At 53.3% G+C, this 13,134-nt stretch carries 11 protein-coding genes; 9 read left to right on the top strand and 2 right to left on the bottom strand.

The window, feature by feature from the left end; genetic code table 11:
- Positions 1-27 precede the first annotated feature (27 nt).
- The 9 genes from B0B12_RS16220 to B0B12_RS16260 all read left to right on the top strand — a co-directional run bounded on the left by B0B12_RS16220 (position 28) and on the right by B0B12_RS16260 (position 11,166).
- Positions 28-1,857: a M61 family metallopeptidase gene (locus B0B12_RS16220; protein WP_076671006.1), complete on the top strand. Its 1,830-nt coding sequence runs from the start codon at positions 28-30 to the stop codon at positions 1,855-1,857.
- Positions 1,858-1,859: 2 nt separating this feature from the next.
- On the top strand, positions 1,860-2,363 hold the full coding sequence (locus tag B0B12_RS16225; protein ID WP_083704257.1) for a hypothetical protein: 504 nt from the start codon (positions 1,860-1,862) through the stop codon (positions 2,361-2,363).
- Positions 2,364-2,469: 106 nt separating this feature from the next.
- Positions 2,470-3,123 (top strand): porin family protein, encoded by a 654-nt coding sequence (locus B0B12_RS16230; RefSeq protein WP_244554739.1) that lies wholly within the window; start codon positions 2,470-2,472, stop codon positions 3,121-3,123.
- Between the two features lie 153 nt (positions 3,124-3,276).
- Positions 3,277-4,293, top strand: coding sequence for an MBL fold metallo-hydrolase (locus B0B12_RS16235; protein ID WP_083704258.1), 1,017 nt, complete (start codon positions 3,277-3,279; stop codon positions 4,291-4,293).
- Positions 4,294-4,343: 50 nt separating this feature from the next.
- Positions 4,344-5,816, top strand: a complete 1,473-nt coding sequence (locus B0B12_RS16240; protein ID WP_076671008.1) for a sodium:solute symporter — start codon at positions 4,344-4,346, stop codon at positions 5,814-5,816.
- 662 nt (positions 5,817-6,478) lie between these two features.
- A complete protein-coding gene (locus B0B12_RS16245) occupies positions 6,479-8,299 on the top strand; it encodes an ABC transporter ATP-binding protein (protein ID WP_076671010.1) in 1,821 nt (606 codons plus the stop codon).
- Between the two features lie 196 nt (positions 8,300-8,495).
- Entirely contained in the window at positions 8,496-9,020 is a 525-nt protein-coding gene (locus B0B12_RS16250; RefSeq protein WP_076671012.1) for a hypothetical protein, read from the top strand.
- Positions 9,021-9,123: 103 nt separating this feature from the next.
- On the top strand, positions 9,124-10,002 hold the full coding sequence (locus B0B12_RS16255) for a DUF2911 domain-containing protein (RefSeq protein WP_076671014.1): 879 nt from the start codon (positions 9,124-9,126) through the stop codon (positions 10,000-10,002).
- Between the two features lie 246 nt (positions 10,003-10,248).
- Positions 10,249-11,166 (top strand): class I SAM-dependent methyltransferase, encoded by a 918-nt coding sequence (locus B0B12_RS16260; RefSeq protein WP_076671016.1) that lies wholly within the window; start codon positions 10,249-10,251, stop codon positions 11,164-11,166.
- A gap of 7 nt (positions 11,167-11,173) precedes the next feature.
- On the opposite strand, the gene B0B12_RS16265 is transcribed toward B0B12_RS16260, so the two are convergent.
- Together B0B12_RS16265 and B0B12_RS20400 are read right to left on the bottom strand one after the other, a co-directional pair.
- Positions 11,174-12,892: a sodium:solute symporter family protein gene (locus B0B12_RS16265; protein ID WP_076671017.1), complete on the bottom strand. Its 1,719-nt coding sequence runs from the start codon at positions 12,890-12,892 to the stop codon at positions 11,174-11,176.
- The gene (locus tag B0B12_RS20400; protein ID WP_170871892.1) at positions 12,889-13,038 is read right to left on the bottom strand and encodes a hypothetical protein; all 150 of its coding nucleotides are present in this window, start codon (positions 13,036-13,038) and stop codon (positions 12,889-12,891) included. The genes B0B12_RS16265 and B0B12_RS20400 overlap by 4 nt, the downstream gene beginning before the upstream one ends.
- Positions 13,039-13,134: the final 96 nt, after the last annotated feature.

Consider the following 13,134-nt stretch of genomic DNA (forward strand, 5'->3'; position numbering starts at 1 on the left):
TTTTAGTTTCGAACCAAACAACCCTTTATGTCCACGAGACTTTTTGGCGCCCTGTGTGCTGCCCTGTCGCTGTCGTTTACCCCGCTGCTTGCCCAGGAACAGCAGGTTAGCTACCACCTTTCCTTCCCGAACGCCGTGCACCACGAGGCACAAATCAGCGTCTCGTTTACAGGTATAAAGAGCGACACGCTGCAGGTGCTCATGCCCCGCAGCTCACCGGGCCGCTATGCGCTGCACGAGTTTGCCAAAAACGTGTACAGCGTAAAAGCCACCGACAAGAGTGGCAAGCCCCTGCAGATCAGCCGTGCGACCCCACATCAATGGGATGTGAGCGGGCATCAGGGAGAAGTGACCGTTAGCTATACCTTGTTTGGCGCCCACGCCGATGGCACGTATACCGGCATCGACGAGACCCACGCACACCTGAATATGCCGGCCACCCTCATGTATGCCCGTGGCTTTGAGCAAGCACCGGCCCGCGTCACGTTTCGCATACCTAAGACCAGCAACTGGAAAGTAGCCACGCAGCTGCAGCCACTAAACGACTCCACTTTCGCCGCGCCCAACTTCCAGTACCTGATGGACAGTCCCACCGAGCTGAGCGACTTCGAGTTTGCAGAGTGGACAGTGCAGGACCGCGGCAAGGCCAAGACTATACAGATCGCCATGCACCACCACGGCACCAAAGCGCAGTTTGACGAGTACGTGGCGAAAAGCAAGCAAATCGTGGCCGAGCAGCAGGCCGTTTTCGGAGAATTGCCCGACTTTGACTTCGGTCGCTATACCTTCATAGCCTGCTATGGTCCACAGGCCATCGGCGACGGCATGGAGCACCGCAACTCCACCATCGTGTCGAGCTCCCGCCCGCTCGGCGCCTCCACTCCGGCCCTGCTCGGCACCGTATCGCATGAGTTTTTCCATGCCTGGAACGTGGAGCGCCTACGCCCGAAAACCCTCGAGCCTTTCGATTTTCAGCGCGCCAACATGACGGAGGCCCTGTGGCTGGCCGAAGGCTTTACCTCTTACTATGGTGCTATGACCCTGTACCGCCTCGGTATAAGCGATGTCACAAGCGTTGCCCGCGACCTGAACTACGTGCTGCTCTCACCGGGCAGGCATTACCATAGCCTGGTGGAGATGAGCATGCAGGCGCCCTTTGTGGATGCAGCCCGCTCCGTAGACCCGAATAACCGCGGCAACACCTTTATCTCCTACTATACCTATGGCAGCATGCTCGGCCTTGGATTAGACCTGACGCTCCGCCGTGATTTCAACACCACGCTGGATGCCTACATGCAGGCACTGTGGCAAGCTTATGGCAAAGCCGAAAAGCCCTATACCATGGCCGACCTGGAACGCACCTTGGCTGAAGTGACCAAAGATACTGCCTGGGCAGCCGACTTCTTCAGACGACAGGTATTCGGCAGCGAACTGCCCGACTACGCAGCCCTACTAGCCGAAGCCGGTCTGCAACTGCGCAAAGCCGAACCAGGTAAAGCAAGTCTGGGTCCTGCCCAATTTGAGTTCAGTAAGCAGGGCGCCAAACTCGCGAGCGGCACCTACATCACCTCACCGCTCTACAAGTCCGGCCTGAACCGGGGCGACATCCTGCTGACGCTCAATGGCAAAAAAGTAACCAGCGAGAAAGAGCTGGAAAAGATTCTGAGCAAACTAAAGCCAACGCACAGCGTGCCGATCACTTACCGAAGCAGCGAACAATCCCCAGTCATCAGCACCCAGATTGTGCTGGAAGAGATGCCGGAGCTGATGATCGAACGCTTTGAAAGCGCAGGCAAGGAGCTTACACCCGCTGCGAAAGCCTTCCGGGATGCGTGGCTGGGGTCTAAGGCAAAGTAGGCATGCATCGTATCAACCCTAGGGTCATCCTGCTTCACAGTCTGGTTGTCCTGTTGGCTTCCTACGCTTTTGTCGCGCTGGGCTATATTTATGATGTGCCGCTGGCAGAGCTATACCTGGAGACAGACGACCTGGACAAATTTGAGCGAAGCGCCAACATGTACCAGGTAAACGCCGACCGGATAGGTAAATTCACGCTGGTCCAAAAATATGCGCCTTTTGCCGGAGCCCTGTTCGGGGTAGCCCTTTCGTTCATCGTGCTGCGCAAGAAGGAGTTTGGCCTGCAACATATCTTGATCGCGTTGGTAATTGCGGTACTGCTGGCGCTTGGAGGTATTTTAGACGCCTCCTTCCTCAAAAACATCCTTTTTGCTCCTGGCAGATTTGTTTCGGCATCGGTGATGACGGTCTATACCCTGAACTACTTGCTTTTACTGGGTCTCAGCTTCTGGCTGGCTTTTTTAGGCAAGCGCATCCTCCAAACAGGAAGCAGAAACAAGGTATAGCCGCCGACAACAAAAGGTATGCGGAGCCGTTTGGAAAAAGACACTCGCTTGTTTCTGAAGCGATTGCGCTGTAACTTAGTACCTCATTCAACAGAGAATTTTTCACGTGAAAATATTTTTAAGCACCTTCCTGACCTGTAGCCTGCTTTTTGCGGGTAACGCCATGGCACAGTCAGGCCAGAAAGCCAGTCTGGAAACGGCACCAACTCCTGCCCTGCAAGAGCGTCCGGCACCAGTGGCTGAGGCGGAAAGACCCACGAAATTTGAGATGCCGGCAAAGCGCCTGAGCTACAGCCTTTCGGCCGGAGCCAGTTTTGGCAGCGGTTTTGGCGCCACCTACCTCGAGCCCACCGTGCGCTACCAGCTCAATCCGCGCCTGCGTGTGTTCAGCAGCCTGACCTATCTATCAGTGATGCAGGGTCACTTTAGTGTGCCTACTACGGAAGGTGGTACTGCGCTGATGCGGACAAGCCCCAGCAACCATTACATCGCCCACGTGGGTGCCGACTACCTGGTGAACGAGCGCCTGATTTTGAGCGGCAGCGTGTGGAAAGACTTCTCCAACATTCCGGCCCAGAACCCGGCTTATAGGAACTTCATGAACCCAGGCCGTCAGGGTATGGACTTCCGGGCGACCTATAAAATCACGGAGCACTTCTCGGTGACGGGCGGCATGCGCTATTCTAACGGTGCGTCTCCTTTCTATGGCCCATTCCACCACCCGGTGTCTGTGGGCAGAGGCGGTGGGTTCTGGTACTAGCTCCGAACAACATCTAAGACTCAGAGCGCCTTTTCTCAACAGAAGAGGCGCTTTTTTATACCCGAAACCGTAATTTTCTCAATATTCCGCACAAGGTTCAACTTTAAAACGCGTTAGGCTGTTTATAATGGCTGGAACAACCCGAATCAGATTTTGACGCAGAAGAACGACACAGTGAGACATCTGAAAAACGACAAGCTGCCCGTAGTGAAGCCGGACTTCCGCGGCAACAAGACCATAAACGGACAGTTTGTGAACGGCGAGGAGCTTTTTATACCAAAGCTGAGTACCGTGCTTCGCTGGAAAACCTCCCGCAACCCGCAGCGCGAAGAAAAAAAAGCCGATACCTACGTGCCACCCGTTGTCTACGGCACCGACTTTATCTCCTCCAACGAAGACATGGTGGTCTGGCTCGGGCATGCGACCTTCCTGATCCGGGTGAATGGGCTTACCATGATCACCGATCCGGTGTTCTACGACCTGCCGATGATCAAACGCCGCATCGGGCTGCCCTGCGCGCCGGAGCAACTCACAGGTATAGACCTGGTGCTGCTCTCGCACGGCCACCGTGACCACCTAGACGAACGCTCTATTAAAACGCTCTACAGACAGAATCCGGACCTGAAAGCCCTGGCGCCGCTGCATGCCGGGAATTTGTTGCGCAGCGCCGAGCCGCAGCTGCCCTACCAAGAAGCAGGCTGGTACCAGAAGTTCGACCTCACACCGGAAGGTATAGAGATTTACTTTCTGCCGGCCTCACACTGGCACCGCCGCGGCATGTTCGACATGAACAAAGTGCTCTGGGGAAGTTTCCTGATCAAGACGCCCACTATGCAACTCTACTTTGCGGGAGACACCGGCTTTAATGGCCATTTTGAAGAAATAGAAGATCTGTTCGGCCCGATGGATGTGTGCATTATGCCAGTGGGGGCCTACCGGCCGAGTTTCCTGATGCAGAAGAGCCACTTGAATCCGCACGAGGCGGTACGGGCCTACAATGTGCTGCGGGGCGGTACCTTTATCCCGATGCACTACGGCACCTTCGACCTGTCGGATGAACCGGCCGGCGAGCCGGTAAGGCTGCTTGAGCAGATCGCGGCTTCGGGCATGATGCAGGGCCTGCGTATACCTGCCATTGGCGAGCCGGTGCTGCTGCGCGAGCTGGTATAGCCCGAAAACCGGTAGGCTGTGCTATATTTGCAGCGTTTTCCGCATTGCACATGTCCCCAACGCTCATCATCAGCCTTCTCATCGGCTATTTCGGCATCCTGGTCCTGATCTCCTACATCACCGGTAAGAAGACAGACTCCTATACTTTTTTCCTCGCCAACCGGAAGTCGCCCTGGTATGTGGTGGCCTTCGGCATGATCGGTGCTACCTTGTCGGGCGTGACCTTTGTATCGGTGCCGGGCATGGTGCGTGCTGCACAATTCTCGTACCTGCAGGTGGTGCTGGGCTACCTTGCGGGCTATTTTGTGGTTGCCAACGTGCTAATGCCGCTCTATTACCGCCTCAATCTGGTCTCCATCTATACCTACCTGGAGCAGCGCCTGGGCTTCTGGTCCTATAAAACTGGGGCTGCCTTTTTCCTGCTGTCGCGCACGCTGAGCACGGCCATACGCCTTTTTCTGGTGGCAAGTGTACTGCAGTTGGCCGTCTTCGATGAAATAGGCATTCCCTTTGCCGTGACAGTGGCCGTCACGATCCTGCTGATCTGGGTCTATACCTTCCGGAGCGGTATGAAAACCATCATCTGGACCGACACTTTCCAGACGGCAGCCATGCTGACGGCCATAGGGATAAGCATCTGGGTGGTGGCCGATGAACTCAACCTCGGTTTTCAGGGCATGGTCAACACAATAGCCGCCAGCGATTATTCGCAGATCTTCAACTGGGATTTCAAAGACAACGGCTATTTCCTCAAGCAGTTTTTCTCGGGCGCCTTTATCACCATTGCCATGACCGGCCTGGACCAAGACATGATGCAAAAGAACCTGAGCTGCAAGAACATTGACGAAGCGAAAAAAAACATGTACTGGTTCAGCCTGATCCTGACAATGATTTTTGTCCTGTTGCTGGTGCTGGGGGCTTTGCTATACCTGTACGCCGGCTCTAAAGGCATCACGCTACCGGAACGCGGCGATGACGTGTTCCCCTACCTGGCCCTGAACCACTTCCCCCCTGTAATAGGTATAGCGTTCATCCTGGGCATCATTGCCATTGCCTACGCTTCTGCCGACTCTGCGTTGACTTCCCTGACAACCTCCTTTTGCGTGGACTTCCTCAATTTCAAAGACAAAAGCGAGCATGAGCGGGTACGGCTGCGCTACTTTGTGCACATCGGATTCTCCTTACTGCTCGGCCTGGTCATCATTGCCGTCAACGCCATCAACAGCCATAGCCTGATCGCGACGGTGCTACAAGTGGCCGGCTATACCTACGGTCCGCTGCTGGGCCTCTACAGCTTTGGCCTCTTTACCCGCCGCCAACTTCGCGACCGCTTTGTCCCGGCTATCTGTATAGCAGCCCCAGTTCTCACCTACATCATCAGCGCCAACTCCGCCGCCTGGTTCAACGGCTACCAGTTTGGCTTCGAGGTACTGATTTTAAATGGATTGTTGACTTTTTTGGGGTTGTGGACGGTGTCGAAGACTGGATCAACTGAAACTGGGGCTAATCAATCCTTGCCCTAAAAGTTTTGTGCACGATTAACATCCCCCTGCCCCCTTCGAAGAGGGACTTTTCCACTACTGCAAGCCTCCAAGGCATATCTTCGTAGTCACTTTTAGCTATACGGAGTCATACTGCCCCTCCCTGTCCTTTAATGAGGGCCCCTACCCCAAAAGGGGAGTTTGTGATTGCCGGTTGACAGGTATCAGCATTGTAGAAAATGAGCTCTTTGCACTTCACACAAACCGCTGGCACGCATTGTAAGACTAACTTGCCCCGGAAGCAATGAAATAAATAGCTTGGGCTAGGTGCACTTTACGACGCTCCACTGTTTGAGCGTTCAGCGAGTTTTGAGCGTCTTGATTTTTTTGCTTACTTTTTTCATCAAGGAAAAAAGTGAGTGCCCGCCGCACAGGCGAAGCTATAGAACGAGACAAGTGGCTATACCTTAAAGCTGCCGCTACGCCTTTACAAACTGGCGTCATAGACAACCACAAGTTATACTGACGCTAAACTTGAGGTGTATACAAGTCAAATAAATGGATAAACACCCACTGTCATGATTCTGACACTAATCTCCTATACTTTGCTTACCTTTGAAAGATTTTCCGGGGCGGTGGCATTATTAGCGCTTTTTGGCTGTTATATGCCAGCACACCCCTATTATTAAGTATAGATTTCATTAATGGCAAGACGCGGAAACGGGCTAAACGACAACTCGCCGGAAAAAGAGGGCAGAAAGAAGATCAGCAAAGAAAGCTTTCGACGAGGAATCAGGATCTTTAGCTACGTACTACCCTATAAATTTAAGTTCCTGATCGGTCTGGGCTTCCTGGTGCTCTCCAGCCTGACCTTCATGATCTTCCCGCTGCTGACTGGCAAGCTGGTCGACTCTTCTACCGGCAATGCTGACTGGTTCCTCGAAGACATTGACATGATCGCGCTCGGCCTCTTTGCCGTGATTCTGGCGCAGGGTATTTTCTCTTTCTTTCGGGTATACTTCTTCGCGCAGGTGAGCGAAAACGCCGTAGCCGACATCCGTCGCGACCTCTACAGCAAGTTTATGATGCTGCCGATCCCGTTCTACGAAAAGAGACGTGTGGGCGAGATTACCAGCCGCATCACCACGGACGTGGCTCAGGTACAAGACGCCATGTCGATTACCCTTGCCGAACTTTTCCGCCAGATCACAACCCTGCTGGTAGGTATTGGTATCATCCTCTGGACCTCCATTAAGCTCTCGATGTTTATGCTGGCCACCTTCCCGGTGCTGGTAGCACTCACGCTTGTGTTCGGCCGCAAGATCAAGAGCCTTTCAAAGAAAACACAGGACGAACTGGCCAACACCAACGTCATCGTAGAAGAAACACTGCAAGCGATCAATACAGTAAAGGCCTATACGAACGAAAACTTTGAGATCGGCCGCTACCAGAACTCACTTAGCAAGGCTGTGAAAGCGGCGCTTTCGGCAGCCAATTACCGTGGTGCCTTTATCTCTTTTGTGATTGTGGGCCTGTTTGGCGGCATCATCCTCGTGATCTGGTACGGCGCCACGCTGGTGCAGAACGGCGACCTGACCATTGGCGAATTGATTTCCTTCATCATCTATACCGTGTTCATCGGCGCCTCCGTGGGTGGACTGGGTGAGCTTTACGGCAAGATACAGTCAGCGCTGGGTGCAACTGAGCGTATACAAGAAATATTGGCTGAACCGGAAGAGGCAACTGACAAAAACCTGCGACCGCTGAGTGAGATCCGGCGCGTGCGCGGTGACATTCGTTACAACCAAGTAGCCTTCTCCTACCCTACCCGCCCGGACATTCAGGTGTTGCGCGACATCAATTTCAGCATCCAATCAGGTGAAAAAATTGCACTGGTAGGCCCAAGCGGCGCCGGTAAATCAACCATTGTGCAGCTCTTGCTTCGCCTTTACGATGTGAGCCACGGCAGCATTACCGTCGACGGCCAGGACATTCGCCAGATGAGCCTGACGGAGCTCCGCGCCAACGTGGGTATTGTGCCGCAGGAAGTACTCCTGTTCGGTGGCTCCATTCGTGAAAACATTGCTTACGGCCGTCCGGAAGCCACAGAAGAAGAGATTATCATGGCAGCTCGCAAAGCCAACGCCTACGACTTTATCTCTTCCTTCCCGGAAGGACTGGACACACTGGTGGGTGAGCGCGGCATCAAACTCTCCGGCGGTCAACGCCAGCGCGTTGCCATCGCCCGCGCCATCCTGAAGAACCCAGCTATCCTCGTACTCGACGAAGCCACCAGCTCGCTCGACTCTGAGTCGGAGCACCTGGTGCAGCAGGCCATGGACGAGCTGATGCAGGGTCGTACGACCATCATCATTGCCCACCGACTCGCGACGATCCGTAAAGTGGATAAGATCCTGGTGATCGATGGTGGTGAGATCGTCGAGGAAGGTTCGCATGAAGTACTGTCGATCAACGACAATGGTATTTATGCCAATCTGCTGAAACTGCAGTTTGAAATGAGTTAAGAGGTAATTTCTTAAGGTATAGGGGGCCCTGTTAGTGTAAATCTGACAGGGCTCTTTTTATTGAAGCTCCCCATATGCAGAAGTTATGGTCTGTGCACGCTTTTTAATCTTCCGGACACTGATTCAAATATCCTAATAAATGATTATTTTGCGGTAAAATTGGCTTTACCTGCTCCTGACGCTCCTATACCTTTTTATGCACCCAACCAGCGCTTTCACCCGGGCCATTCTTTTTTGCTTGCTGCTTGTATTCGGCTTTTCAGCCTCTGCTCAGAACTACCGCGACTCTTTCAGGGCGCGCAATGCGTTCTACGCGGAGCTGGGCGGCAACGGCGATTTGCTATCGGCTAACTACGACCGGATCGTGTACCAGAAGTCTTTGCTGAAGGCCGCTTTCAGGATAGGTATAGCCAGCAACCAGTTCTTTTCTGCTGAGGAGCCGGGCTTTTACCCGGTTGTACCAGTGGAAGCACTGGGCATGATCGGGCGGTTTCAGAAGCACTTCGAGTTTGGCCTGGGCTATACCCGCCGCTTCACCAACGAACCGGACCTGCTGCGCAACCTGTATTTCAGCCGTATCGGATTCCGGTACCAAAACCCGACAGGCGGTCTGGTGGTGCGCGTCGGCTTTACCCCTTTTCTATCTACCGAGAGTAACACCAAGTCACCGGGTCCCGCTTTTATTCCCCGATTCGGGTTTAGTATAGGACGAAGTTTTTAATCCATCCCAAAAACTTATTCCAAAAGAAACGGTTAAGGGGTATTATCAGCATTTTTGAGTATTTTCGGGTCGCAAACCATCCTTAACTTTAAAAGATAGAGCAATGAAAAAGACTTTTTACAGCATCATGCTTTCAGCGGCACTGCTTTGCGGCACAGCTGTTACCGTGCAGGCCCAGCAACAGGGCATTGCCATGCCGGCTGCCAGCCCACTCTCCACTGTAACGCAGGAAATAGGCCTGACCAACGTGTCCGTGAGTTACTCTCGCCCATCCATCAAAGGTCGCTCGGTTTTCGGTGGCGACATCGTGCCGTTTGGCAAGGTATGGCGCACAGGAGCCAATAACTCAACCACGCTTAAGTTCAGCGACGAAGTAACCATCCAGGGCAAAAAAGTGCCTGCCGGTGAGTATGCGTTGCTGACCATTCCGAACCAAAACGAGTGGACTATCATCCTCTACAAAGACACCAAACTGGGTGGTAACGTGGCTGCTTATAAGCAGGAAAACGACCAGCTTCGCTTCACGGTAAAGCCGCAGACTAACCCAAGAGCGGTGGAAACTTTTACTATCAACTTTGCCAACCTGAAGACCAATGCTGCTGATCTGGAGATCCTGTGGGACAAAACCATCGCCAGCTTCACCATTGAGACAGAAGTAGACAGCAAAGTGATGGCGCAGATTCAGGAGCGCGTGGTGAACGGCAAAGAAGTATCGCCAGGGCTGTATGCGGCGGCTGCCAACTACTACGCCGATAACAACAAAGACCTGAAGCAGGCACTGGAGTGGATGAAGAAGGCCAACGCCAACGACCCTAAATTTTGGAACCTGCACGCCCAAGCCAAAATTCAGGCGAAACTAAAAGACTACAAAGGCGCTACCAAAACTGCCGAGCAGTCAATTGAACTGGCAAAAAAGGCAAACAATGACGACTATGTGCGTATGAATGAAAAGGCCATTGCCGAGTGGAAGAAAATGAAGTAGGCTATACCTGCCCGCTTCTTACCGAAAGCCTCTGCTATGGCAGGGGCTTTCTTTTTTGTGATACCTTGCTCCATTCTCTTTTTAAAGGGTCCTTACCCCCATAAGGGTAGTTTGGGAGCGATCGTTATCCTCCTGCCGCCTTCTCTGTAGAGGGCCCTACTCCCAAGGGGAACATCCATGTACGAGAAATCCCCCTTCTCGGAGAAGTGAGTGAAGGCTATCTTTGAACCTAATACATAATACCTGTTGGAAGAACCTAAAAAACATTCAGAAGATCACCTTGGTCCAGCCCGCGAATACTGGTGGAACGACGACTACCTGGAGTTGCTGGCCAACCGGCTACACCTGGCCTACACAAACACATTGGTAGACATCGGTTGCGGCAAAGGCATGATGGGTTTCATGTTCTCGAAACACCTATCCGCCGGCGCCAAGGTATACGGGGTTGATTTTGAGCCTCAGTACATTGAAGAAGCCAGGCAAAAAGCACTGAGCATCTACGGGCACAACGATATTCAATACGATTTCCGGGTAGGCAATGCTTCCAGCATCCCCCTGCCCGATAACTTGGCCGACATCACACTCTGCCAGACGTTGCTTATCCATGTGAAGGACCCGAAGCAGGTGATCAGCGAGATGATCCGGATCACAAAACCCGGCGGCTGGGTATTGGCGCTGGAGCCCAACAACTTGGTCCCTAACCTGATGTTCGACCGCTATGGCGAAACTGATTTTGACGTGGAAAGTACCCTCGAAGTACTGGAAATAAAGCTACGCATCGAGAAAGGCAAAAAGCGGCTCGGCGAGGGCTTCAACTCCCTCGGCGACGTAATACCCGACCTATACCTGAAAGCCGGACTTGAGAACATCAAGGTATGGATCTCAGACAAAGCCCTCTCCATCATCCCGCCCTACGACACGCAGGAGAAGATGCTGCGCGTGGAACAGATGCTGCAGTGGATCGATTCAGAGGCCATGGGTTATGACTACCAGGACAACCTGAACTACTTTATGGCCGGCGGTGGCGATAAAGATAAGTTCGACGATTACTGGCAGAAGTTGCTTTACAACAAGATCGCCCTGAAGCAAAGGCTCTTGAACGAAGAATACGTCTCAGCAGGAGGCAGCCTGGTTTACATTGTGGCAGGCCAAAAGCCACGCTAGTCCCCTATTAAGCCGCCTGCATTACTTTTTTCCGCTGGTTCAGCCCAAGCTGTATGATCAGGCCAAATAAGATCACCGCCACACAGCCAATCACATTGAACCACAGGAAAGCGATGTCGGTGTAGAAGTGGCAGTAAAGCACCACCGCCTCGGCCAGTATAGCCGCCATAAACACGGCATGCCCCTTGATGTACTTCACATAAAAGGCTACCAGGAAAATGCCCAAGATGGTGCCGTAGAAGATGGAGCCAATGATGTTCACCGCCTGGATCAGGTTATCGAGCATGGAGGCGTAGGTGGCGAAGATAATGGCCAGCGTGCCCCAGGCCGCCGTGAAGAGCTTGGATGCCCGCAGGTAGTGGAAGCTGTCTTTATCCTGCTTGACAGAGCGCTTGTAGATGTCGATCACCGTGGTCGAGGCCAGGGCGTTGAGCTCAGAGGAGGTGGAGGACATGGCCGCCGAGAAAATCACCGCCAGCAGCAGCCCCACCAGTCCGGCGGGCAGGTACTTCATCACAAAGGAAATGAACACATAGTCTGTGTCTCTGGTCTCGGCATCGGGTGTGGCCTTGGCAATAAGTGCCTTTGCATCTTCGCGCACCACTTTCGAAGCTTCGGTTATACCTTGCACTTCGGCCTGAGCGGCGGCAATGGCGGTTTCATCTTCTGTCTGCAATGCGCTGACCAGTCCCTGCACCGCTTCCTGTTTCTGTGCGAACAGCTCTGTGTGCTGCGACTCCAGCGCTTCCAGCTCAGAAGCATATGGGGTGGCGTATACCTTATTTTTAGCGGCCTCATTAAAAAAGAGCGGCGGCTGGTTGAACTGGTAGAACACAAACACCATCACCCCGATGAAGAGAATGATGAACTGCATCGGGATCTTAAGCAGGCCATTGAAGAGCAATCCGAGACGGCTTTCGGCTACCGAGCGCCCACCCAGGTAGCGGGCCACCTGGCTCTGGTCTGTGCCGAAGTACGAAAGCGACAGAAAAAGCCCGCCCGTTATACCTGACCAGAAGTTATAGCGGTCGTACCAGCTTGTTTCCCAATCCCAGGAAAAATCCACGACGTTCATCTTGCCCATCTTACCAGCTACGGCCACGGCATCGCCAAACGACACGTTCTCAGGCAAATACTTCACCACCATAAAACCGGCGATGAGCATTCCGCCCATCATCACGGCCATCTGCTGCTTCTGCGTCACGCTCACCGCCTTGGTGCCCCCCGACACAGTATAGATGATAACTAGCACGCCGATAAGCAGGTTGGTCGCCGTCAGGTTCCAACCCAGAATGGTGGAAAGGATAATGGCCGGCGCATAGATGGTGATGCCCGCCGCCAGTCCGCGCTGCACCAGGAAGAGCAGAGCGGCCAGCGACCGTGTCTTCAGATCGAAGCGGCTTTCGAGGTATTCGTAGGCCGTGTATACCTTGAGTCGGTAGAAAATCGGGATCACCGTAACCGAGATGATGACCATGGCGATGGGCAGACCGAAGTAGAACTGCACGAAGCGCATGCCGTCTTCATAAGCCTGTCCCGGCGTGGAGAGAAAGGTGATGGCGCTGGCCTGCGTGGCCATGATGGAGAGCCCGATGGTCCACCACTTCATGCTGTTGTCGCCTTTGAGGTAGCCCTCTATATCTTTGCTGCCGCGCGTTTTCCAAACGCCATAGCTCACGATAAAGCCCAGTGTGCCGAGCAATACGATCCAGTCGAGTAACCTCATGAATAGATGCGGGTGATGGTGTAAAACAGGATGATCAGAAAAGCCAGGTTGCCCAGCACCAGCCAGTACATGCCCTTCCAGCTCTTAAAAAAGGGCGGCTTGTCGGTGTCAGCAGACAGCTGGCTATCAGATTGGTTATCTTTCATGTTGCTTGTTCTTTTCGTATCACGTATCAAGACACATGTAGCACGACGTCTGGGGACAAAAGACAGTATGACAAAGGACAATAGACTTTTAAGGGT

Source organism: Pontibacter indicus (assembly GCF_900156345.1).
Classification (GTDB): domain Bacteria; phylum Bacteroidota; class Bacteroidia; order Cytophagales; family Hymenobacteraceae; genus Pontibacter; species Pontibacter indicus.

What these genes read in the sequence shown, in the direction of transcription:
- B0B12_RS16250 (WP_076671012.1), top strand. Translation starts at nt 8,496, where the DNA reads ATGCACCCAACCAGCGCTTTCACCCGGGCCATTCTTTTTTGCTTGCTG.
- B0B12_RS16255 (WP_076671014.1), top strand. Translation starts at nt 9,124, where the DNA reads ATGAAAAAGACTTTTTACAGCATCATGCTTTCAGCGGCACTGCTTTGC.
- B0B12_RS20400 (WP_170871892.1), bottom strand. Translation starts at nt 13,038, where the DNA reads ATGAAAGATAACCAATCTGATAGCCAGCTGTCTGCTGACACCGACAAG.
- B0B12_RS16240 (WP_076671008.1), top strand. Translation starts at nt 4,344, where the DNA reads ATGTCCCCAACGCTCATCATCAGCCTTCTCATCGGCTATTTCGGCATC.
- B0B12_RS16220 (WP_076671006.1), top strand. Translation starts at nt 28, where the DNA reads ATGTCCACGAGACTTTTTGGCGCCCTGTGTGCTGCCCTGTCGCTGTCG.
- B0B12_RS16265 (WP_076671017.1), bottom strand. Translation starts at nt 12,892, where the DNA reads ATGAGGTTACTCGACTGGATCGTATTGCTCGGCACACTGGGCTTTATC.
- B0B12_RS16245 (WP_076671010.1), top strand. Translation starts at nt 6,479, where the DNA reads ATGGCAAGACGCGGAAACGGGCTAAACGACAACTCGCCGGAAAAAGAG.
- B0B12_RS16225 (WP_083704257.1), top strand. Translation starts at nt 1,860, where the DNA reads ATGCATCGTATCAACCCTAGGGTCATCCTGCTTCACAGTCTGGTTGTC.